This window comes from Providencia sp. PROV200 (assembly GCF_049901995.1).
In the GTDB taxonomy this organism is placed as follows: domain Bacteria; phylum Pseudomonadota; class Gammaproteobacteria; order Enterobacterales; family Enterobacteriaceae; genus Providencia; species Providencia rettgeri_E.
In genome coordinates, this window is record NZ_CP096307.1 from 1895111 (window position 1) to 1917452 (window position 22342).

A 22342-nucleotide genomic window follows, 5' to 3' on the forward strand; every position below is an offset into this window, starting at 1 on the left:
GTGTTTTACCATTTAGCTCGCTTTAATAATGAGCCTTATGGCAGAATGAAATTCACTTTTCTTAATGGATAACAGAGATGAAACTCGCGCTGGTCGGTTCTGGGAAAATAATCATGTCTGCTCTTGATGCCTTAATACAGGTGCAGGGGATAGAACTAGTCGCATTGTGTGTTCGGGCGGAAAGTATTGAAAAGGGGCAGGTTATTTGCCAACAATTTGGTATAGCAAAGTTGTATACTGACTACCAAAAATTGTTACAAGACCCGGATGTGGAGGTGATATACATTGGTTTGCCAAATCATTTGCACTATCAGTATACCTTTGATGCACTAATGGCTGACAAACATGTGGTATGCGAAAAACCGTTTACACCGAATTGGCAACAGTTGCAGGCGCTAATTTCCATTTCACAGACTAGGGGGCTGTTTTTGTTCGAAGCTATTACGTCGATTCATACCCCTGAGTTTCATTTTATCAGACAACATATTGGTAAAATCGGTGACATCAAAGTGATCCACGGAAATTACTCACAATATTCGAGTCGATACAATGACTATTTACAAGGAAGAGTTCATGCTGCCTTTGACCCACAGCAAGCTGGTGGCGCACTCTATGACATTAATCTTTATAATATTTATTTGTTATCGGCCTTGATGGGAACACCCGATAGTAGCGACTATATCTGTAATAAAGGGTTTAATGGAATTGATACATCAGGTGTATTAACGGCCCATTTTGGGGGTTCCGTTGCATCGTGTGTGGGAGCGAAAGATTCCGCGAGCCCCGGTTACTTTATTATTCAAGGTACTAAAGGGCACATCCGTATCACGGGGGCACCAAGCCTTTGCCAATCAGTAGAAGTTTGTATTGATGGAGAAATATCCAACGTATCTCGGGATGCAGCTATCAACCATATGGTTTACGAGTTCGCATTCTTCCGTGAACAGATTGCCAGTAAAAGCCGTACTCAATGTGATGAATTGCTTGAATTAGCATTGGTTGTCTCAAAAATATTGCATCAATCACGAGACGATGTAGGGCTGGTATTTGGGTCATAAAAACAGTGGCAGCGTGATGGCTGCCATAAGTTGTCAATTTAGAATGAATATAATGATGCGACTGATTTTCCCAGTTTTTCAGCAAGCTCAGATGCCGCATATCTGTCCATAACAACCTCAATATAGGCCGCATGGCTCGATAGTTCTGCCTGTTTAATCGCATCGTCTAACTCATCGCAATGGGTAACACGCTGGCAATACCAATCTTTGCAACCTAATGCTGTAGGGAGTTGGGCATAATTCCATTGAGGTAAATCGTTATAATAGGCCTCAGGGTTTTTGCATAGAAGCCGTTCAATTAAATAGCCATCATTATTCAGGACAAAAATAATGGGTTTTAAGCCAAAGCGGGCAAACTGGCTAATCTCTTGGGCTGTGAGTTGGTGTGAGCCTTCCCCAGTCACTAAAATAATCCGTTTCTGTGGCGCTGCTATTGCCGCACCAAATGCCGCAGGAGTGGCCCAACCGATAGAACCCCACAATGTTTGGTTATAAAATTGTGCATTTTCAGGTAATAAAGCAAAACCTAACCCCATTGAGGCAGTCCCTGTTTCGGCGACAATAATATCGTCCTTACGGAACATTTTTTCGAGGCGAGGGTACAAATATGAGGCGGTAATTTGGCCATTTTCACCTTGTTGAGGGGCGCCTAATCCTTGAGCTTTGATCCCAAGATGGTTCAGTGAGGGGGCAAGTTCTTTTAATTTATGTAATATATCTTTCATCAATACATTTGGGTAGATAGCGGAATCCACTTTCACATGGTCAGAAAGAATGTTAATGCAGTTTTCAGGGTTAATTTCTGCGGTGAAGCTGCCGGAGTTGAAGTCTGTTAATACCGCACCAATACCCATGACGCAGTCACAGCTTTCGACATACTCCCTAACCTCTGGGTTCATCAGTTTTCCGTTATAGATCCCCATATATTGAGGATTAGATTCGCTTACTACCCCTTTATCCATAAACATGGTGGCATAGGGTAGGCCGGTTTTTTGAATAATAGTTTGAACATCAGTGGATAACCCCAAGCGTGCCGTTAAAATTCCAGGAATAATACAGGCTTTTTTACTTGATGTGAGCTTTTCGACAATAGCTGTAACGGCAGCTGATAATGACCCGCTATGACTTTTATTTATAGTGATGGTTTCATGTGTTTCATCTATTTTAATAGGCATAACCGCGTAGTCAGAAGGGAAACCTAAATAAACAGGTCGGGATTCTTGTAAAGCGGTCGTAATTAAACGTTCTATCTCCGCAATACAGTTTTCGGGGGTTAAAATAGCGTGTGCACAGCTTAAATGTTGGCTCATTTGGTAAAAAACATCGAAATCACCATTTCCTAGGGTGTGGTGAACTAAACGGTGTTTTTTTTGAACTCCGCTTGCTGGCATACCAACAAGATGAAAAATAGGGAGGTGTTCTGCATAAGCGCCTGCAATCCCATTTAAAGCACTGAGTTCGCCAACACCAAAAGTCGTTGATAATGCTGCGGCACCTTTCACGCGGGCATAACCATCTGCAGCATAAGACGCATTAAGTTCGTTACAGTTACCAATCCAGCGCATATTTTCACTTTCACACACGCTATCTTCGATAGGGAATGCGTAGTCACCAGCAACACCAAAAATATCGTGAATACCAATTTGATAAAGTTTATCTAATACGTATTCAATAACTGTCTTGTTCATCATGCTGATCTCCAATAATTACCTAGCTAATAATTCTAATTTGAATTATTTTTATCGTTTATTGTGTGTTAAGGGAAATCACTTAAACTCATTCTATCTATAACTAAAAATCATAGGGGGCAGAATGGATATTCGTTCATTACGTTATTTTGTTGAAGTCGTACAACTTAATGGATTTAGTCGTGCGGCAGAGAGTTTATTTGTAACGCAACCAGCGATTAGCCGTAGCATTAAAAAATTAGAAGATGAACTTGGCTATACGCTACTGACTAGAGAAGTTGATGGCGTTAAGTTAACAGAGGAGGGAGATGTTTTATTGATTCATGCGAAGCAAATCCTTTCTCAATTTGGGAATATGAAAAAAGCGTTACTGGAAAGGTCGGGTCCTATATCTGGCTTACTGCCCGTGGGGTTACCACCTGTCATCGCGTCGACTTATTTTGCTGACATTATTATGGCATTTAGCCAACGTTATCCGCAGGTAGAGTTGAAAATTCTTGAGCTAGGAACGCGAAAAATGCGCGAGGCGATGTTGAATGGTGAGGTTGAAACTGCCGCTGTTATGTTGCCCTTTGCTGATGACCGTTTTGAAGTACAGCCCTTTTCAACGGACCGATTAATGCTATTGGTTAGTAACCAACATCCACTATCAATACGTGAATTTGTTAAATTTAGTGAAATAGTCGATGAGCCTTTTATTTTCTTTTCTGATGATTTTCTAATTAATGAACTTGTTGTCAGTGCTTGTGGCATTTATGGTAAAAAACCCACTATTTCTGGGCGCAGTAGCCATTTAGATTTGGTGACCGCCATGGTAAGAGCGGGGGTTGGGGTAACGCTACTGCCAGATAGTATGTGGAAAAATACCAGTTCAATGGGCTTATCCGTGATCCCAGTTATTGAGCCAATATTGACTTACGACATTGCTTTAGCAACAGTAAAAAGCCATCAGCAAAGCCGTCGTGCACAAGCATGGCATGATTTGGCTTTAGAAATGTTAAGAATAAGGGATATGTGAGTGAGGCTTACATAAGATTTCATACTAATCGGGTATTTTCTTATGAAGCCTTCACTTTTTGATTTATCATCACGGATAAAATAGGATAAGCCCAAATATAGCAAAGGTAGCAAGGTGCATCCAACCTTGGATAGGTGATGTCTTCTGGCCATTAAATGAAAACAGAGTAAGCAGCATTGTAATTGCGAATAAAACAATTTCTGCGTTAGAAATACCCATAATGACTTGCTTACCAGTAATTATGCCGATAATTAATACTGCTGGCACAGTTAAACCTACCGTTGAGACAAAAGCGCCGTGGCAAAGGTTTATCGCTCGTTGCATTTCATTATTCATCGCTGCTTTTACCGCTGTGATTGATTCAGGTGTAAATACGATAATTGCGATCAGGACACCACCGACTGCAGAAGGTGCTCCTAAGGCTTCAATTCCGTAATCAGTGACGATAGCTAAGTAATGTGCAAGTAACACGATAGGGAGTATCAGCCCAACTAACACACAAGAGCGAATGATAATGGCTTTTTTGTTTGACTCAGAGTGGTTATTTTTCTTTTCGATATTATTGTCCGCTAACATATTGTCTACTAATACATTGCCTGCTGAAACATGGTTAACCGAAATGAATTGTTCTGGGATATTCATCAATCCTTTAGGAGGCTGAATAAAAAACCGGCGGTGGCCTCGCATCTGCATCCACAAAAAAGCACCATAGATGAGGATAGTTATCCCTGAAATACCAATGGCTTGCGTATAGGAATATTCCCCTTGGCTAGAGGTGTAATTGGGTAGTACTAACGCTAAACCTGTCAGTAAGACGATCATTGAAAGATAACTGTTCGCACCTTGCGCGTTATATTCTTGTTCGCCATTTCTAGCTGAGCCCGCGAGTAAGCAGATACCTACGACGAGATTCATGATAATCATCATCACGGCGAATATTGAATCACGCCCAATGGTTGGAAAATCCCCCGGCCCTAGTAGGACTGATGCAATAAGAATGACTTCAATCAAGACGATCGATAAAGTCAGGATCAGTGTTCCGTAGGGTTCACCCAATTGTTCAGCAAGATGGTCGGCTTCTTTAACGACACCGAAGGAGGCGGTTAGTATTGTGATGAACAGCAGTAGAAAAAACCAAGTTGCGCTCAATGTAGAAAGGCTGTCATCAAGAAATGTTTCGCCACTTAAGATAAAGAAAATGACGACTAACCAAGAACCAATTAACCGAGCCCAGGTCGTTAATGGGATGAGCGGATTATTGAAGCGGAAGTGCCCCATAATATTTTTCCTTAAGAAGAAAGGGCCGTCCCTGTTGCTGATACGTACTTGAGGTCGTCCTCAAGCCGATAGAGTGTAAATTAGCGGTTACTATAGCATTCATCTATTATCTTGCAACTCTCGCTTGCTTAAGAGTAATAAATATTCATTTGTTAATGAAGTGTGGGTGGGACTTTTATATTGGTTTTGATTGGAAATTTTCTTTAATAAACAGTATGAATTAAGATTATTAAAATAATTACATAAGAAATTATTTTTGATTTGAATCACATATGAAGAATATTATTCATACATTAATAAATTAAAAGCGCTATTGTTAAATAAATGAAAATAAATTGTTTGTTTTATTTGGCGGGGTGATAAATGAGCGCAGTAAAATATGATTATATTATTGTCGGTGCGGGTTCGGCTGGTTGTGTTCTAGCTGCTCGGTTGATTCAAGAAACGCAATCTAGCGTATTACTTATTGAAGCGGGTGGTAGCGATAACCATTTGTTTATTCGTATGCCTGCGGGCGTTGCTAAAATTATCGCCCAAAAAAGCTGGCCTTATGAAACTGAGCCAGAGCCTCACGCTAATAACCGTAAAATGCAAATTGCCCAAGGGAAAGTGCTGGGGGGAAGCAGCTCTGTCAATGGAATGATCTATATCCGAGGCCAAAAACAAGATTATGATAATTGGGCACTAAATTATGGTTGTGAAGGTTGGGGATATGCGGATGTATTGCCGTGGTTTAAGAAAGCAGAGAATAATGAAAGCCTAACAGGGGAATATCATGGGACTGAAGGCCCGCTTCCCGTTAGTGAAAACAGATACCGGCATCCATTATCAATGGCATTTATTCGAGCGGCACAAGAGCATGGTCTTTCTTATGTCAATGATCTTAACGGAGAAAGCCAGCAAGGAACAAGCTTTTACCAAACCACAACGCATAATGGAGAAAGAGCCAGTACGTCGAAAACCTATTTAAAATCAGTGGAAAAGAGTGACAGATTAACATTAAAACTCAGTACTCAGGTGAACCGTATAATCATTCGTGATGGCCGCGCGATTGGTGTTGCCTATCAAGGAAAAAATGGCCATGAAGTTGAGGCATTCGCCAGTTGCGAAGTATTGGTTTGTTCTGGTGCGATGGGCTCTGCAAAATTATTGATGTTGTCAGGGGTCGGGCCAGAAGAACACCTGTCTTCACTGGGGATCGAGACTCTTGCGAATTTACCTGTGGGTAAAAATTTTCATGACCACCTACATATGTCGATAAACGTCACCACTAAACAACCAATAAGTTTATTCGGCGCGGACCAAGGCTTAAATGCAATTAAACATGGGGTAGAGTGGATGGCATTTCGCAGTGGATTACTCGCATCTAACGTTCTAGAAGGTGCGGCATTTAAAGATAGCTGCAACCAAGGTCGCCCTGATGTACAAATTCACTTTTTACCTATTTTAGATAGTTGGGATGATGTTCCCGGTGAGCCCCTGCCGGCTGCCCATGGTTTTTCTTTAAAGGTCGGGTACTTACAACCTAAGTCTCGTGGTGAAATTTTATTACGTAGCACAGACCCACAAGCACCGCTAAAAATTCACGCTAATTATCTTGCATCAGCTGAAGATATGGAAGGCTGCAAGCGCGCAGTTAAATTTGGTTTGGAAATTTTGGATTGTCCTTCATTACAAGCGGTAAGCAAAGAGGTTCTAATGCCACCGGCTTCCGTCCGCTATGATGAAGCTCAACTTGAAGAGTTTGTCCGAAATTTTTGTAAAACGGTTTATCATCCTGTGGGAACTTGTCGTATGGGAATGGATACCACAACATCAGTGACTGATTTGCGGTTACGTGTACATGGTATTGAAAATTTACGTGTCGTGGACTGTTCTGTGATGCCTGAAATTCCAAGTGGAAACACCAATGCGCCAACGATCATGATTGCAGAACGCGCAGCAGCGATGATTATAGAAGATAGAAACGCAAATTAGCCTTGTGATGGGGCAACATAGGAAAAACAGCATAAAACCAAGACAAGCGCCTGAGTTTTATGCTGTTTCAATAATCTTACGGTACTTAGACCAAGCTAATGTTAAGTTGTGGTATGCACATTAAACCACTATTTTTATTTTATTAATTTATAATGTAGAACAGCCTTATTTTCACGATAAAAGTTCGATCGTACTAATTACTTGAAAATAAATAAAGCTACTGATATTCCACTTTCAATATTCCAGAAGCGGTAAATAAACCGAGTTCAATTTCTTTTCCTTCATGAAATACTGGGGTTGCAGTTAATACTGGTTGTGTTTGATAAGTGAAATTACGGTATTCATTAGGTAATAAAAGTGTATTATCTGCTTGAATTTTTAGACCTAAATTAGGGTTGGATGTTTCAACTAAATCAGTATTAAAGCCTGCACTAGAGCTTTCAAACTTTAATTTAAGATTTGGGTTGCTGGATGATTTACTTCCGCAATCTAAACGATAGTCAATATTTTTTGTATAGCGTTCACTGGTGAACTTATTTAGATTTATTTCACCAAATGAGACTTCAATAGGTTGCCCAGGGCCATTCTCACCATATACATCACAAGTGCTTTCAATAACATTTACTTTAATTGTTAATGTATAGGTTTCTGCCATGCAAAAGCTACTAAATAAAACAATTAGTATATTACTGGGAACTACAACGAGTAAAAGCAATCTTTTTTTTATTATTTTAGTTAAAAATATCATAATGATTTATACTCCAGTTGATAAATCAAATAAACTATCTTAAGTACTTAAATTTAATTTTATTAATTAATTATAACAGACAAAATAGCATTTCCTACCCTCGAACCAGGCTCAGGATTTCCTAATGAAGATAACGTTGAACTAACGGAAAAAGTTAAATTTATATTTTTTTTAATATCTGCTTGAACTAAATTATTTGACATACATTTTCCTGATACACATACATCTAATTGACTTTTTACACCATCTAATAAATCAATTTTATTTTCAGGTAAAAATTGGAATGTGGCACTCATATCACCAGTGCACGATATATTTCCGTCAATTTTTGCTATATTTCCATTTATATTATTTGAATTGACATTGCCATGAGATATCGTCAATGGCACAGATACATTGCAAGAAGGCAATACTGGGATTTCAGGGACATTAACTGAACAAGTTATTCCTACAGTTTTGTCATTCACAATTATTTGTATACAGATATCTGCATAACCTGTTGCAGATGCATGGTCATCAAACATGTTTATATATCTAACATTAAACTGTCCAAACTTAACGCCAAAGTCAGGGAGTACTTCGTTACAGTGTTTAGGTGTGTTTCGTGTAACTGAATAGTATTTAACTACACCTAAATTATATATACTACTAAATCCAGATAGTAGAGAAATATCTGGTGTTGACATCATGCGTATAGAGTCTGTTGATGAGCGACCGGTTGCAATAACTGTAATATTACACTCAGTATTTGTGCTGTTTTTGATCTCATCTGGAATATATAAAAAATAAGGGCCTAATGTTCTTGGTATAGTATAATATGCATCACTAATTAGAGGATGCTTTATACTTGTTGTATATATACTGTTAGGATTTAATGGGCTTGCATTAGCTTTACTATTAATTATGAATAGTAAAACTAGCATCAATATTTTTATAAGATAAATGTTTTTATTTTTTAGCATTACGCTATTACCTATCAATTTTTATAAATTATTATTGCGATGCTATGACGTTAATCATATAGCATTTCAAAAGCAATTAAAGCAGAAAAAGCACCAGGTATGAGTGGGCCGGACGTTCTTATCGCTGAGACATAATAAATTAGGCTATTTTGGCCCGATGCGATTAACGTAGGGTTGCTTTCTTTACCTATTGGTAATATTTTCCCTGTTGAATTTGCTATTTGCAACCCAAAGCCGTATGCCCCGTTGACTCGAATAATATTGGAATGCTCAGGTTCACTTACCGCTAAAAACTTTATTTTGACAGCAGGCTGTGTGCTACTCCATACCATTTTTCCAGTTTGGAAATTTTGAAGTTCGGTTTGAACTTGTAGGCAATTTAACAACTGAATTTGGAATGGAATAGGCTGCATCACTTGCTCAGAGGAATTTAATTCACTGAATGATATATTTCCTAGCGAAATTGATTGGTTACTAGATTTCATCGCTAATTCGCATGGGTTTTCAGTCAACGAGCCTGAAACATGGATGACCCCGTGCTGACCATCAACTTCCCAACCATCTGTAGGCCTAAACAGATTATTATTGCCAGCGGTTGCCGGCAATATTGTAGTTAAGCAAAGTGAAATAACTATATGTTTGGAACGTATCCAGTGGTATATCTTTGAACTCATAAATATGTCCTCATTTAGCTTTACATTCTTTTACTGTTAACTTAATTAATTTTTGTTAATAACAGTACAGATTGTATTTTTACAATCAAAGGTTAATTTTGGTCGACCACCATAATCATTAATATAAGTAATTACGGGGGTATTACCTAGTTGCTCTTTCGTCATTCCAATATTGTTTTCACTAAAAGGAGTAATCATAATTGGATTAAATTCTTTTGCATTTGTATTTTCGTGAGCCCCCGCATTAATTATTGTGACATAATAAGGTGTTGGGTTTTTAATAAAAACTAGGTTCCCTTTTTTTTCAAGTAGCAATTTTTCTTGCCAAGGTGCACTATTTTGCTGAGGTGCAATTGCTTCAGGGCGATAAAATAACTTTATTTTTGTTTGTAATGCAATCTGTAAAGTGTTTGGTTTATCACTCTTAGGTGGGATCTCACGCATATTAAAATAGAATAAAGACTCTCTGTCCTGAGGTAAGTTTTTTATATCAGGTAGAGCTTCAATTTTCATTTGACTGGATTTTCCTGGTTCTAATCGCTGAACGGGTGGTAATACAATTAATGGCGATGTTATTTTTTTACTTTCTTCATTTTCAATCCAGCCTTGAGCAAGATAAGGAAGTTGCTTATTGTTATTGTTAATATTTAAAGAGATAGATTTGTTCTCCCCATCAAAGATAATTCGTGTTCTATCTAATGATACCGCAGCCTCTGAAAAACCACTTAGGGTTAAAGATCCTAAAAAAAGACTCATTAATGTTTTTTTGATACTCATTTTGTTATTACCTTTTATATTACTTTTATCTATTTAAAATAAATAATTACTTGGCCATTGTTTTTGTTACCTAGTTACAAGGAAGTAATAAATTATCTTGAATTTCTCGATTCATTAATTCAGAAGGGAAAGTTATTTCACATGACATATTTTTACCCCATGTTACATTCATTGTTTCTGAAGGATGAACTCCACTTATATAAGTATTACCCAAATCACCTACAATCCCAACGTTTTGCTTTTTATTGTTTGTTACTTGAGCACCTAATGGAGGATGAGAACCATCAGTAAGTGCGATAACAGCCATAATTTTCTGACCTGAAATAACCGAAAATGAACGATATCCAACCGCACCTTCAGTTAGTGTTGCTTGAATAACGGATTGTTGGGCGTCAATATCATCAGGTAGTTTATTTAAATCAATTTGCGCCTTATTTCGATAGTAGCTACTGACATCCGAAATAACTGCTTTCCCAAATCGGTTTGATTCAACAGGAACGCCAATACCACGAATCGTAATATTTGGAACATCATCAGTATCAACTAATATACGAGCTCCCCCGAGATTATTTATTCTATGTGTAACCGTACCTTTACCTGTTAAAGTTAAGCCACCTGAAGTGGAAAGGCCAAAAGCACTATATTGGTTATTTATATGGTTTGCATTAACTGACCAGCGAGCGCTATCTCCTTGGTGCGAAATAAAAGCACTTGCAGTTCCACCTTTTCGATTTGCACCTGCACTGACCTGATAATTTGTTCTATCATCTAATCTGTCATAATAAGAAACACGATTAGTCGTATCATAGCGGCTTGTATTCATCGAATAACCCACATTCGCTCCGTTGCTTAGTGGGAAAGATAATGATACATAAGCGCTATCATCGGTTACACCATTATAAAAACTACGATTTGCAGATAAGCTAATACTCATATTTTTTATTGGGCCAATATCCATATATTTGGATAGCATTAAACTGTAATAATCATTATCTTTTTTATCCCAATACGTCTGATGGTTATAATTTAAATATAATGATAATCCTATATCCTGAAAATTTTTATTGACTGATATGGTGTATAGCTCTTTACTTCCATAATTACGTAGTCCTGTTTTTTGAGTATTTAAGAATTCACTCATACTCATATAACTTCGTTCTGAAAAGCGATAACCTGCGAATTGTATTTGGCTATCGAATTCTTCAAATCGTTTAGAATAGTTTATTCGGTATGAGCTGCCACTTAATGTTCCTTCACCGGGTAAACGGGCAATAGATTGAGTAACATCAAATGAAAGAGCACCGAGTGCGAGCAAATCTCGCCCAAATCCCATTGATAATGCATTATAATTTTGGCTATTTAAACTACCACCAATTAAAGACCAACCATTGCTTATGCCCCAAGAAAATTCACCTGTAATGAAATTTTCCCCTTCACTTTGGCGATCAATATTCGTTGGCTGGCCTAGTGCAAATTTATATTGAACTTGTCCAGGTCTTGTTAGATAAGGCAAATTTGCAGTATCAACTTGAAATTCTTGAATAGAACCATCTTGCTCTTTTATGGCAACATTGAGCGTTCCAGTTATGGCGTCACTTAAATTTTGGATACGAAAAGGACCCGGCGCAACTTGAGTTTCATACAATATCCGTCCTTGTTGCATAACAGTGACTGTAGCATTACTTTGTGCTATTCCTGTTATTTCTGGGGCATATCCACGTAAGTTCGGTGGTATCATGCTTAACTCAGATTGTAAGCTAGCGCCAATAAATCTAAAACCATCAAAAATATTTGAGGCCAAATAATCCTCACCCAGTACGAGTTTAGCCTTTAATTCAGATAGAGCTCGGTAGGCGTAAAAACGATTCCATGTGAAATCAGATTGGTGGCGGCCTTGACTTCCTGTCGTATGGTTATATTGACTTTGCCAATCAGCTCTAAATCGCCAAGCACCTAAATTGATACCGGCTACACCATTACTATTTACTGAAGATGAATTCGGTCCCCCATTATAGGAATTTGTGGAATTTGCATTCAGATTATAATCAATCAGTAAAGCTGATATTCCATTGTCCCAGCGAGAAGGGGGATCCCAGTTTTCTGATGTGTATTCTAAGTAGGCTTGAGGAATACTGACATATAAAGATGACGTAGCTAAATCACCACGTAGTAGTAATCCCGGCAAACTATTCTCATTAAGGCATTGCCCTTCATGCCACCATGTTAATTTTTTCTGTGACTCTGAAGTAAGCGCGAGCAGCTTAACGTGTTCTGGGGATAAACAAGGCTGACTTTCATCAGGATCGTTCTCACCAGAATAATAGGGGATGTTAATATCAGATATTTGTTCATTATTAACTTTTAAAGTGAAATTATAAACCCCAGGCATAATATAACCGGCGCGTGAGAATTGGTTTAAATCAATGTTATTTTTGTCTTCTAAATCTAAAACATCAGTATTGAATTCAATATAATTATTCGCATTGCTCGTTAAAGTCACACAACTGACTGTTAACCCAATAAGAATACTTAACAATTTTAATTTTGGTGTGTAAATAGGTAACGAAGACATAAAAACATTCCTAAAATATAGCAATAATTTATTTATTATTAGTAATAATCCAGTTTGAAACGGATCGATGTCTGATACTGTCCAGCACGTAACGGTGTGTCATTTGAAACAACTTTTAACTGATAATTCAGAATATATTTCCCGGGTTTTATACTTTTCGGTAATGTTTTTTTTCCTGGGTAAATATATTCTCCATTCGGTTCAGTTAATAATAATGCTATCCCTTGTGCAGAACCCGATACCGAAAAAAAATCCCCACTAACAGGCCCATCAAATGAAACTTCAAATGTTTTCCAAAGTTCGCCTGTATAAGATGTTAGTCTGCAACCAATTAATGTAATAAAAAAATCCTGTGCCTGTCCTTGTCCTTCTTGCTGTATTAATGACAGTGGTAATATACCCATATCAATGGATTGTTCATAAGAACCAGTATCAATACTACACGCTGTATCCATAATGCTACCTTGCATTATCAAATCCATTGAACTCTTTGCAAAAGCACATTTAAAAAAGGGTAATAGTAAGAAAAAACACAATGACAAAATAGTTTCTTTTTTCTTTGTTATCATATTATAACCATTAAAATATACACCACGAGATTTATTAACCTCGTGGTGAGATAGCATTTTATAAAAAATTATTTAATTATATGCTAATGTAAAGTTAGTGACTGCTTGGAATTTTCCTGGTGTTACTGGAATAACTTTGCTTTGTGCATCAACTAACTTAAGCCCAATTAAGGATGCTTGGAATTTTAATGTATTATTTCCTTCAACATAATTTTGCTTTGCACTAGAGTTAACTTTAATTTGAGCGCCTGATGAATTCATGATCTTCACTGCGGCACCTGTAGCATCACCTGTAATCTGTAAATAACCAGTATCTTTCCCTGCCTCAGTTCCCTTGAAGGTGACAGCAACTTGATTATCACCTTTCAGGTTACAACCTTCCAATTTAATCTGGAACGGTTGTGCAGAGGATTCACCACCATTATCTAAAGTTACATTAGATACTTGGCCTAATGGGACCTCTTGATTTTCTTCACCGGGTGCAATAGAGCATGGCGCGTCAATAATAGAACCAGAAAATGTTACCGTACCACTCCCTGCATCAACAGCTAAAACAGATGTACTCATTAAACCAGAAATCATGGTTGCTAAAATAATTTTTTTCATTTTTTCCTCAAACGATAAGTATAGATATACATATAAATATTTATATGCATTTTTAAATAAAATATATTTAAATGGACTAATAAAAATAAATTGTATCAGAGGCTGATATCTTATTTCTTAAAGAAATTACATCATCCGAAGGGGACTTTTGAACTTCAGCAATAATAAGTTTAATAATTCTTTCAAATGGACAATCGAGTGCTACGCTTAAATTAAATAGCATATCAATGCTAATTTTATTTATTCCGCGTTCATAACGTGACATCTGTTGCTGTGAAATATTTACTTTCTTTGCAAGTTCATAAGCTGTAATACCATTCTCTTTGCGTATTTTTCTTATAACTAATCCACAGTAAATAGAAAATAGATTATCTTGTGTTTCACATTTGGATATAACCCTATTAACTTTACTCATAATTAATGAAAAGGTCTCAGTTTAATAATTAAATAAATTACTTTGCTTTTATGCATTCCCTTTAAGTGCTTACAATTATAATGAGTAGTTTTTTTTAAATCAAACAACCCAAAAGAATGAAATCTAATTAGCTGTTTATATTTACACTTTTTACAATTCAATCATTTTTATTATTTAACAATAACTTATAAATATTCGATGTTTCTATCAATTTTTTTGAAATCAAAATTAGATGTTAGCTTACTAGCTTATTAAACTACAAGTGATGCTAAAAATAGTATTTTTAACTGAAATTAATAAATTTTAATAAATACTCTCAATTTGTAACGGTAATAATTGATTTTAATCAAAAAAACACACGTCGAGAGTGTAATTATAATTTTAAAAGTGGAATGGAATGAAAAATAAGCAGAAAAATCAAGTGATTAGTTAATACCTGTAATAGGAGTAATAATCTACAAAAAAATACAATTAAATCATGGTACTAGCTAGTGGAGATGATGTGTGGCTTCTTACCATTCCTTACGTATCTAAAAATTTATGCTTTTATAACAGGGAAACCATAGGGCTCTATTTACTTAAAGCTATTGTTATGGCCTCTTCTGACTTACTCTATACCTAGTAAGAGAGTTACTGAAAGTAGTAAACAAATACAGGTATGTGTTCTATTTCTACTATCATATTTTAAGATATGACTTGGTCTGGCCATTGGTCTGACATTTTTTAACTTTGCTTTGTTAGCACTGTTAATTTGAAATTATATAAAGGTAGGTTAAATTCTATTTATTTGGAATTAGAAAAAGAAGGAGAAGAAATGGTGAGTATTTTTGGTATAACAGAAGGTAAAACAGCATTATATTTATAAATCAAATATTATGCTGTTTTTTGATTAATGATATTTTTACTTGAGGGTAAACCTACAATATAAGTTTACACATTAAACAAGAAGTTGAGTACATCGCCGTCTTTTACAATATAGTCTTTACCTTCTGCGCGCATTTTACCGGCTTCTTTTGCGCCTTGCTCACCACGGTACTGGATAAAATCATCAAATGCGATAGTTTGAGCACGGATAAAGCCTTTTTCGAAGTCAGTATGGATTTTACCCGCAGCTTGTGGCGCAGTAGCACCAACAGGGATAGTCCATGCACGAACTTCTTTAACGCCCGCAGTAAAGTAGGTTTGTAGGTTTAATAGCTCATATCCAGCACGAATAACACGGTTTAAACCTGGTTCTTCGATACCTAAATCAGCCATAAACTCATCGCGCTCTTCGTCTTCAAGTTCTGCAATATCAGACTCAATCGCTGCACAGACGGGAACAACTACAGAGCCTTCGGCTTCTGCAATTTTATAAACCACATCTAAGAATGGGTTATTTTCAAAGCCATCTTCATTGACGTTAGCAATGTACATCGTTGGCTTTAATGTTAAGAAGCTCAAGTAGCGGATAGCCGCTTTATCTTCAGCAGATAAATCTAATGTGCGTAACATTCCTGCTTGCTCTAAGTGCGGCAAACATTTCTCTAAGGCTTCTAACTCTGCTTTTGCGTCTTTATCGCCGCCTTTTGCGCGTTTTTGGACACGATGAATAGCGCGTTCACAAGTATCAAGGTCAGCAAGTGCTAATTCAGTATTAATGACTTCAATATCTGCGGCAGGGTCAACTTGGCCTGCAACGTGAATGATATTGTCGTTTTCAAAACAACGGACAACATGACCAATGGCTTCGGTTTCACGGATATTCGTTAAAAATTGGTTACCCAGACCCTCACCTTTGGAGGCGCCTTTTACTAAGCCCGCGATATCCACGAACTCCATGGTCGTTGGTAAAATACGCTGTGGCTTCACAATCTCAGCTAATTGATCAAGACGTGGGTCTGGCATTGGCACAACACCCGTGTTTGGTTCAATCGTACAGAAAGGGAAGTTGGCTGCTTCGATGCCGGCTTTGGTCAATGCATTAAATAGGGTGGATTTACCCACGTTAGGCAGACCAACGATACCGCATTTAAAACCCATATGTTTCTCACCTTAATAGCAAGGGGCAGCCACGTGCTGCACCCAGTGTTTAGAAATTGGCGCTGATTATACACAAAAAGTTGATTCGGATGAAATGAACTCTTATGTGGTTGCTTTAAAACCATGTAAACGATTAATGGCCTTGTCCATACCCTCTTGTAGAAGAATATCTGTACACCTAGCGGCTTCATCAATCGCATCATCAATGAGTTTTTGTTCAGATAAAGGCGGTTTTCCCAAAACAAAGCCAACGACTTTGTTTTTATCACCAGGGTGGCCAATGCCAATGCGTAAACGATAAAAATTCGGGTTATTGGCGAATTTACTTTGAATATCTTTCAAACCATTATGGCCGCCATTACTGCCACCTAACTTCATTTTAGCCACACCAGGTGGTAAATCGAGCTCATCATGGGCGACTAAAATTTCATCGAGATTGATGCGATAAAAATTGGCGATAGCGGCGACAGATTTACCACTTAGGTTCATAAATGTGGTTGGAACCAACAGTCGAATGTCATTACCGCCCATATTAATGCGTGCGGTATAACCAAAAAATTTAGCTTCTTCTTTCAGCGGCTGATTATGGCGCTCAGCCAATAAATCAACATACCATGCACCGGCATTGTGGCGCGTTTGTGCATATTCAGCACCCGGGTTGGCAAGTCCAACAATTAACTTAATTTTGCTCACGGTGGTGATTTCACTATCAGTTATGAAAATAATGCCCTAGTTTACCTTGTGAAATGCAGGATGTACAAAATTGTAATAGATAAAATCACCATGATTATAATTGCCATAAAAACTATTCGGGTTTTCTGATTTTTTGATGAAAAGCACTTTTTGTGTAGATATTCTTGCTAACTTCCTTCCTTGTGATGCTCATCGCAAAAAATTTTACTTAATGCACTATAATCATTACATAAATATAAAGTACGACCGAATTTATTTACACATGCTTACTTATCAGTTTACTGGTACTGGAGGTATATATGAAACGGAAAAACGCATATATTCTTGGTAATATCTTTATGGGGATCGGAATGGTGTTGATGATCGGGAGTATCGGTGTCAACTTATTCTCTCATATTGTTAACTTAGGCCTTTCAGAACTTATCACTAATGGTTCCTTATTCGGCATTTTTATCGGTGCGATGGTATGGTTAGTGGGGGCTAGGATCGGCGGCCGTGAAAAAGTTGCAGACCGTTACTGGCAGTTAAAACAACATTATCATTCACGCAGAGATAATCACCGCTATCCATAAATAATCTAGAGCAATTAATTGCTGATAATGGTGGACGAGTTTGATAATTAGGCATTAAGAGGAGTAAAACTCATAAGAGTTTTGCTCTTCTGTCGAGAATGCTGTGAGTTTTTTAGATGGTTATTTTTATGCCATGATAAGCTGAAAATTATCGATTGGTTGGCTATAAAGTATAAAAATAGGTATTTATGTTATGCAATCATAAAGCCCCTGCAAATGTTATTGCAGGGGCTTATATTTTTATTGTGACTTTTTCATCACGATTGCACGCTAAAACTCAATACTAGAGAATTAGTGCTCAAACATTGCTGAAATTGACTCTTCATTGCTGATACGACGGATAGCTTCAGCTAACATACCTGAAAGCGTTAAGGTACGAACATTGCTCAGCGCCTTGATTTCAGGAGAAAGAGGGATAGTGTCACAAACAATGACTTCATCAATGACTGAATTTTTGATGTTGTCTACAGCATTACCTGAGAAAATCGGGTGTGTTGCGTATGCAAATACACGTTTTGCACCACGTTCTTTCAGCGCTTCAGCTGCTTTGCACAGAGTACCACCGGTATCAATCATATCGTCCACTAAGATGCAATCACGGCCTGAAACATCACCAATGATATGCATAACTTGAGAAACGTTCGCACGTGGGCGACGTTTGTCAATAATAGCCATATCAGTGTCGTTCAGGAGTTTTGCGATAGCTCTAGCACGTACCACGCCGCCGATGTCTGGAGATACAACAATTGGGTTTTCCAAATTCTTCTGCAACATATCTTCCAGAAGAATAGGGCTACCAAATACATTATCCACAGGAACATCAAAGAAGCCCTGGATCTGCTCTGCGTGTAAATCGACAGTGAGCACACGGTCTACACCTACACTTGACAGAAAATCGGCAACAACTTTAGCGGTGATTGGTACACGGGCAGAACGTACGCGACGATCCTGTCTTGCGTAACCGAAGTAAGGGATAACAGCGGTAATACGACCAGCAGATGCACGGCGTAGGGCATCGACCATAACAACCAGTTCCATCAGGTTATCATTGGTTGGTGCACAAGTTGACTGGATGATAAAAATATCACCACCGCGGACATTTTCATTAATTTGAACACTGACTTCGCCGTCGCTAAAACGACCAACAGCCGCGTCTCCAAGATTAGTGTAAAGGCGGTTAGCAACACGTTGTGCTAGTTCCGGTGTAGCGTTACCAGCAAAAAGCTTCATATCGGGCACGAGAAAAACCTCAGGCTTGCGTCCAGAGAGATATTGTTGACCAATAGCGACAAGGCTTATTGGTGCAATACACGGGTTATCCCAGCGCGGAACTTGTGCAGTGGGGAAACGTTAACGCCTTGAGCGACGAACCCTTGCACCCACGATGGGGCTTTATTTAACACCTGCAGGGCATCCGCTTGTGTTTCAAATTCAGAAAAAACACATGCGCCTGTTCCTGTAAGGCGAGACGGAGCATATTCTAACAGCCAAGAAACAAGCTGTTCAACCTCACGAAAACGTTTTCTTGCGATTGGTTCGCAGTCATTTGCGTACGGAGCCAGTAATAATGCGGCTAGGGAGCGTTTTGGAGAATTTCGATTTAATTGTGGATCTGTGAAGATCATCGGGGTTGATATTTCAATTCCGGGATGAGCGACCAGATACCATTTCTCTATAGGGGAAGCTTTGGTTAAAATATCGCCAACCCCTTCGGCGAAAGCAGCATGCCCGTGAACAAACACAGGGACATCTGCACCTAATGATGCGCCTAATTGTGCAAGGACTTCATCAGAAACCTGTGTGTTCCAATGTTCGTTAAGCGCAATTAAGGTGGTTGCTGCGTTTGATGAGCCCCCACCAATACCACCGCCCATGGGTAATATTTTATGGATATGGATATCAGCACCTAATGGGGCTCTGTGCTGTAAGGTCTCACGGCAATAGGACTGTAATAATTTAGCTGCGCGTAAAATTAGGTTTTTCTCGGGGGGAACCCCTTGCATATCGGTCAATAAATTTAAGTGGTTATCATCACGTGTTGTGATGGTGATTTCATCGCCATAATCAACAAATTGAAATAGAGTTTGTAACTCATGATAACCATCAGGGCGTTGGCCTGTGATGTATAAAAAAAGATTTAATTTTGCCGGAGAAGGCCATGTTAACGTCATTTTTTCAGTGTCCAACTATCCATTTTCAATTTGATAAGCCTGTCCCCTTGGCGTAACTCAAGGTAATTCGGCAGCATTGGTGTTGTTTTGCTGTCATAGGAAATATAGTTGAGTTGCCATGTTTCACTATTACTTTTAAATGTGACACTTTTTAGCAGGTGATTTTCATCTAAGGTGAAATCAGTAGCACGCCCAGGGGAGCCTGTTAACCATGCGGTTAGGTCATCAATTGGAATTTCCATACCAGTGAGCTGATAAATAAGTTCGCTTGGTACGTCACTCATATGAGTTTGGCCATCTTTAGTGGTGAGTCGAGCTAAATCAGGTTCAACGGTCAGTTCAAGTTCGCGGGAGCCTAACGGATTAGTTAACAATAAACGGTATTTTTCTGGCGTATATTGTTGCCAAAAAAACTTAGCGTACGTTTTTGTCTCCCCTCCATTATAGGCAAAGGAGCCACGTGTCTGGTAGTCACGTAACTGACTCAATTCTTGTTGATGTGCTTTCCACTTAGCATCGGATGCGGAGCTGGTTCCTTTAGTGGTTGTTTGTGACGTTGTCACGCAGGCGGTTAGCAAGACACATGAAAGTGGCAATAGGCGAAAAAAATGTTTATTTATGTGCATAAAGGGCAAAGTTTGAGTTAATTGCATATCAAATCTCAAAGTTGTATTGGGCGCTGATAGCAGTCTCTAATTGAGTTACTTGCATTTAAAGATGTTCAGTTTAGCGCATTAAGGCCATCAGAGTCATTTATTGCACCAGATGATATACCTTGCGGATAAAAACCTGTAAATGATTTACCGTTTGTATACAAATAACATAGTGTATTGACGGGGGGAATGGTTTCCAAAAAAATGTTATTAGGCCAATCCAGTTTGGTCTCATGTGACGTTAAGTTATCAGGATAGACTTCACCCGTCACCATTTGCTTTCTGTGCGAAATAATAGCATCCTCTATGCATCTTATCGCAGTTAATTTATTATAGTTAATAATGATATGGCTGATAATCAGTTTTATATAACATAGATAAACGATAAAATTATGTTCGGTTTTGATTGATAAAATCGCCATTACGTCTATTTTTTCGGTTTATTTTTTGGCGTGGGTCATCTTTCTGAAGGATAGGCTTATGCAAACCGTAGAAAGAGAGACGCGGATCATCTACAATAGAACAATATAAATAACAGTATTGCTAAATTGGTGGGGAAATACCCATCGAGCATTACTGAAAATAATTAGCACTGTAAGCAATGTGAGTAAGTCGTAAAGCACAATGACCTTATTAGCCTTAGGCATCAACCATAAAACAGCACCAGTAGCCCTGCGTGAGCGGGTAACATTTGGTCCTGAAAAAATTGACCATGCACTTGAGGAGCTTCTCAAACAGCCTCAAGTTAATGGTGGCGTTGTGCTGTCTACCTGTAATAGAACTGAGCTTTATTTGAGCCTTGAATCACAAGAGCGAGCTCAAGAACAGCTAGTAAAATGGTTGTGTGATTTTCATGGTATAACCCAAAAAGATTTACAGCCAAGTTTATATTGGCACCAAGACGACCGAGCGGTGAGTCACCTAATGCGTGTGGCGAGTGGTTTGGATTCCTTGGTTCTGGGTGAACCGCAAATATTAGGGCAAGTAAAAAAGGCATTTGCACTTTCGCAAGGTAACCATTCGTTATCGAGCGAACTTGAACGCCTTTTCCAAAAATCGTTTTCTGTTGCAAAGCGTGTACGTACAGAAACCGATATTGGTGCAAATGCCGTTTCCGTAGCATTTGCGGCTTGTACGCTTGCTCGTCAAATATTTGAATCACTTAAGCATTTAAATATTTTGTTAGTTGGCGCAGGGGAAACTATTGAACTTGTGGCGCGTCATTTGCGTGAACACGGCGTACAAAAAATGATGATAGCGAACCGAACACGTGAGCGAGCGGAGCTATTGGCCAATGAGGTCAATGCGCAAGTCATTTCGTTATCGGATATTGATAACCGTTTAGCTGAAGCGGATATTGTCATCAGTTCAACGGCGAGTCCTTTACCTATCATTGGGAAAGGGATGGTCGAGCGTGCAATGAAAGTACGCCGTAGCAAACCGATGTTATTAATCGATATTGCCGTTCCACGTGATATCGAACAAGATGTTGAAAAATTAAGAGATGTTTATCTCTATACTGTGGATGATTTAGAGTCTATCATCGCACAGAACCTTGCTCAGCGAAAAGCCGCAGCCGTTGAAGCTGAATACATTGTTGAGCAAGAAAGTAGCCACTTTATGGATTGGTTGCGCTCACAAGCGGCAGTGTCTACAATTCGCGATTACAGAGAACAAGCTGAGGCCATTCGGGCAAACATGGCTGAAAAGGCCTTGACGGCTATCCGTCAAGGTACAGATCCTGAGCAAGTGATCATGCAATTATCGCAACAATTAACCAACCGCCTTATTCACGCTCCAACTAAATCTTTGCAGCAAGCTGCAGGAAATGGCGATATTGAGCGTCTAAATCTACTTAGGGACAGCTTAGGGCTGGACCATCAATAACC

At 38.5% G+C, this 22342-nt stretch carries 21 protein-coding genes; 5 read left to right on the plus strand and 16 right to left on the minus strand.

What is annotated here, in order from left to right; all coding sequences use genetic code 11:
* Positions 1 to 77 precede the first annotated feature (77 nt).
* Entirely contained in the window at positions 78 to 1058 is a 981-nt protein-coding gene (locus M1E86_RS08715; RefSeq protein WP_213912813.1) for a Gfo/Idh/MocA family protein, read from the plus strand.
* Between the two features lie 38 nt (positions 1059 to 1096).
* Here the strand turns inward: M1E86_RS08715 and M1E86_RS08720 are convergent, their stop codons facing one another.
* Positions 1097 to 2746: an alpha-keto acid decarboxylase family protein gene (locus M1E86_RS08720; protein WP_213912848.1), complete on the minus strand. Its 1650-nt coding sequence runs from the start codon at positions 2744 to 2746 to the stop codon at positions 1097 to 1099.
* Positions 2747 to 2870: 124 nt separating this feature from the next.
* On the opposite strand from M1E86_RS08720, the gene M1E86_RS08725 reads away from it, so the two are divergent.
* The gene (locus M1E86_RS08725) at positions 2871 to 3764 is read left to right on the plus strand and encodes a LysR family transcriptional regulator (protein WP_213912812.1); all 894 of its coding nucleotides are present in this window, start codon (positions 2871 to 2873) and stop codon (positions 3762 to 3764) included.
* A gap of 69 nt (positions 3765 to 3833) precedes the next feature.
* Here M1E86_RS08725 and M1E86_RS08730 read toward each other — a convergent pair whose 3' ends face one another.
* The gene (locus M1E86_RS08730; RefSeq protein WP_213912811.1) at positions 3834 to 5042 is read right to left on the minus strand and encodes a calcium:proton antiporter; all 1209 of its coding nucleotides are present in this window, start codon (positions 5040 to 5042) and stop codon (positions 3834 to 3836) included.
* Positions 5043 to 5405: 363 nt separating this feature from the next.
* Here M1E86_RS08730 and M1E86_RS08735 point away from each other — a divergent pair, with 363 nt between their 5' ends.
* Positions 5406 to 7019 carry a GMC family oxidoreductase gene (locus tag M1E86_RS08735; RefSeq protein WP_213912810.1) on the plus strand — a complete coding sequence of 538 codons (1614 nt, stop codon included), beginning with the start codon at positions 5406 to 5408 and terminating at the stop codon, positions 7017 to 7019.
* A 217-nt stretch (positions 7020 to 7236) separates the two neighbouring features.
* On the opposite strand, the gene M1E86_RS08740 is transcribed toward M1E86_RS08735, so the two are convergent.
* The 10 genes from M1E86_RS08740 to pth all read right to left on the minus strand — a co-directional run bounded on the left by M1E86_RS08740 (position 7237) and on the right by pth (position 17057).
* A complete protein-coding gene (locus M1E86_RS08740) occupies positions 7237 to 7674 on the minus strand; it encodes a fimbrial protein (RefSeq protein WP_248468358.1) in 438 nt (145 codons plus the stop codon).
* Positions 7675 to 7829: 155 nt separating this feature from the next.
* Positions 7830 to 8729, minus strand: coding sequence for a hypothetical protein (locus M1E86_RS08745; protein ID WP_426099337.1), 900 nt, complete (start codon positions 8727 to 8729; stop codon positions 7830 to 7832).
* A gap of 50 nt (positions 8730 to 8779) precedes the next feature.
* Positions 8780 to 9403 carry a fimbrial protein gene (locus M1E86_RS08750; RefSeq protein ID WP_213912808.1) on the minus strand — a complete coding sequence of 208 codons (624 nt, stop codon included), beginning with the start codon at positions 9401 to 9403 and terminating at the stop codon, positions 8780 to 8782.
* 45 nt (positions 9404 to 9448) lie between these two features.
* Positions 9449 to 10180 carry a fimbria/pilus periplasmic chaperone gene (locus M1E86_RS08755; RefSeq protein WP_426099338.1) on the minus strand — a complete coding sequence of 244 codons (732 nt, stop codon included), beginning with the start codon at positions 10178 to 10180 and terminating at the stop codon, positions 9449 to 9451.
* Positions 10181 to 10250: 70 nt separating this feature from the next.
* The gene (locus M1E86_RS08760) at positions 10251 to 12752 is read right to left on the minus strand and encodes an outer membrane usher protein (RefSeq protein ID WP_213912807.1); all 2502 of its coding nucleotides are present in this window, start codon (positions 12750 to 12752) and stop codon (positions 10251 to 10253) included.
* 38 nt (positions 12753 to 12790) lie between these two features.
* Entirely contained in the window at positions 12791 to 13222 is a 432-nt protein-coding gene (locus M1E86_RS08765) for a fimbrial protein (RefSeq protein ID WP_248468362.1), read from the minus strand.
* Positions 13223 to 13393: 171 nt separating this feature from the next.
* Positions 13394 to 13927, minus strand: a complete 534-nt coding sequence (locus tag M1E86_RS08770) for a fimbrial protein (protein WP_125891041.1) — start codon at positions 13925 to 13927, stop codon at positions 13394 to 13396.
* Positions 13928 to 14003: 76 nt separating this feature from the next.
* On the minus strand, positions 14004 to 14342 hold the full coding sequence (locus M1E86_RS08775) for a helix-turn-helix domain-containing protein (RefSeq protein ID WP_125891042.1): 339 nt from the start codon (positions 14340 to 14342) through the stop codon (positions 14004 to 14006).
* Between the two features lie 930 nt (positions 14343 to 15272).
* Positions 15273 to 16364 carry a redox-regulated ATPase YchF gene (gene ychF, locus M1E86_RS08780; protein ID WP_213912806.1) on the minus strand — a complete coding sequence of 364 codons (1092 nt, stop codon included), beginning with the start codon at positions 16362 to 16364 and terminating at the stop codon, positions 15273 to 15275.
* A gap of 102 nt (positions 16365 to 16466) precedes the next feature.
* Positions 16467 to 17057, minus strand: a complete 591-nt coding sequence (gene pth, locus M1E86_RS08785; protein ID WP_125891044.1) for an aminoacyl-tRNA hydrolase — start codon at positions 17055 to 17057, stop codon at positions 16467 to 16469.
* 299 nt (positions 17058 to 17356) lie between these two features.
* On the opposite strand from pth, the gene ychH reads away from it, so the two are divergent.
* Positions 17357 to 17629 (plus strand): stress-induced protein YchH, encoded by a 273-nt coding sequence (gene ychH / locus M1E86_RS08790; protein ID WP_213912805.1) that lies wholly within the window; start codon positions 17357 to 17359, stop codon positions 17627 to 17629.
* Positions 17630 to 17920: 291 nt separating this feature from the next.
* Here the strand turns inward: ychH and prs are convergent, their stop codons facing one another.
* From prs to M1E86_RS08810, 4 genes are all read right to left on the minus strand, one after another.
* Positions 17921 to 18868, minus strand: a complete 948-nt coding sequence (gene prs, locus M1E86_RS08795; protein ID WP_004910604.1) for a ribose-phosphate diphosphokinase — start codon at positions 18866 to 18868, stop codon at positions 17921 to 17923.
* Between the two features lie 56 nt (positions 18869 to 18924).
* Positions 18925 to 19800 carry a 4-(cytidine 5'-diphospho)-2-C-methyl-D-erythritol kinase gene (ispE, locus tag M1E86_RS08800; RefSeq protein WP_213912804.1) on the minus strand — a complete coding sequence of 292 codons (876 nt, stop codon included), beginning with the start codon at positions 19798 to 19800 and terminating at the stop codon, positions 18925 to 18927.
* Positions 19797 to 20453 carry a lipoprotein insertase outer membrane protein LolB gene (gene lolB / locus M1E86_RS08805; protein ID WP_413776203.1) on the minus strand — a complete coding sequence of 219 codons (657 nt, stop codon included), beginning with the start codon at positions 20451 to 20453 and terminating at the stop codon, positions 19797 to 19799. Before lolB ends, ispE begins: the two co-directional genes overlap by 4 nt.
* Before the next feature lie 68 nt (positions 20454 to 20521).
* On the minus strand, positions 20522 to 20875 hold the full coding sequence (locus M1E86_RS08810; RefSeq protein ID WP_319862340.1) for a hypothetical protein: 354 nt from the start codon (positions 20873 to 20875) through the stop codon (positions 20522 to 20524).
* A 202-nt stretch (positions 20876 to 21077) separates the two neighbouring features.
* Here M1E86_RS08810 and hemA point away from each other — a divergent pair, with 202 nt between their 5' ends.
* Entirely contained in the window at positions 21078 to 22340 is a 1263-nt protein-coding gene (gene hemA / locus M1E86_RS08815) for a glutamyl-tRNA reductase (protein WP_125891048.1), read from the plus strand.
* The last annotated feature ends 2 nt before the right edge of the window (positions 22341 to 22342 follow it).

What these genes read in the sequence shown, in the direction of transcription:
- M1E86_RS08715 (WP_213912813.1), top strand. Translation starts at nt 78, where the DNA reads ATGAAACTCGCGCTGGTCGGTTCTGGGAAAATAATCATGTCTGCTCTT.
- M1E86_RS08720 (WP_213912848.1), bottom strand. Translation starts at nt 2,746, where the DNA reads ATGAACAAGACAGTTATTGAATACGTATTAGATAAACTTTATCAAATT.
- M1E86_RS08725 (WP_213912812.1), top strand. Translation starts at nt 2,871, where the DNA reads ATGGATATTCGTTCATTACGTTATTTTGTTGAAGTCGTACAACTTAAT.
- M1E86_RS08730 (WP_213912811.1), bottom strand. Translation starts at nt 5,042, where the DNA reads ATGGGGCACTTCCGCTTCAATAATCCGCTCATCCCATTAACGACCTGG.
- M1E86_RS08735 (WP_213912810.1), top strand. Translation starts at nt 5,406, where the DNA reads ATGAGCGCAGTAAAATATGATTATATTATTGTCGGTGCGGGTTCGGCT.
- M1E86_RS08740 (WP_248468358.1), bottom strand. Translation starts at nt 7,674, where the DNA reads ATGGCAGAAACCTATACATTAACAATTAAAGTAAATGTTATTGAAAGC.
- M1E86_RS08745 (WP_426099337.1), bottom strand. Translation starts at nt 8,729, where the DNA reads ATGCTAAAAAATAAAAACATTTATCTTATAAAAATATTGATGCTAGTT.
- M1E86_RS08750 (WP_213912808.1), bottom strand. Translation starts at nt 9,403, where the DNA reads ATGAGTTCAAAGATATACCACTGGATACGTTCCAAACATATAGTTATT.
- M1E86_RS08755 (WP_426099338.1), bottom strand. Translation starts at nt 10,180, where the DNA reads ATGAGTATCAAAAAAACATTAATGAGTCTTTTTTTAGGATCTTTAACC.
- M1E86_RS08760 (WP_213912807.1), bottom strand. Translation starts at nt 12,752, where the DNA reads ATGTCTTCGTTACCTATTTACACACCAAAATTAAAATTGTTAAGTATT.
- M1E86_RS08765 (WP_248468362.1), bottom strand. Translation starts at nt 13,222, where the DNA reads ATGCAAGGTAGCATTATGGATACAGCGTGTAGTATTGATACTGGTTCT.
- M1E86_RS08770 (WP_125891041.1), bottom strand. Translation starts at nt 13,927, where the DNA reads ATGAAAAAAATTATTTTAGCAACCATGATTTCTGGTTTAATGAGTACA.
- M1E86_RS08775 (WP_125891042.1), bottom strand. Translation starts at nt 14,342, where the DNA reads ATGAGTAAAGTTAATAGGGTTATATCCAAATGTGAAACACAAGATAAT.
- ychF (WP_213912806.1), bottom strand. Translation starts at nt 16,364, where the DNA reads ATGGGTTTTAAATGCGGTATCGTTGGTCTGCCTAACGTGGGTAAATCC.
- ychH (WP_213912805.1), top strand. Translation starts at nt 17,357, where the DNA reads ATGAAACGGAAAAACGCATATATTCTTGGTAATATCTTTATGGGGATC.
- ispE (WP_213912804.1), bottom strand. Translation starts at nt 19,800, where the DNA reads ATGACGTTAACATGGCCTTCTCCGGCAAAATTAAATCTTTTTTTATAC.
- lolB (WP_413776203.1), bottom strand. Translation starts at nt 20,453, where the DNA reads ATGCAATTAACTCAAACTTTGCCCTTTATGCACATAAATAAACATTTT.
- M1E86_RS08810 (WP_319862340.1), bottom strand. Translation starts at nt 20,875, where the DNA reads ATGGCGATTTTATCAATCAAAACCGAACATAATTTTATCGTTTATCTA.
- hemA (WP_125891048.1), top strand. Translation starts at nt 21,078, where the DNA reads ATGACCTTATTAGCCTTAGGCATCAACCATAAAACAGCACCAGTAGCC.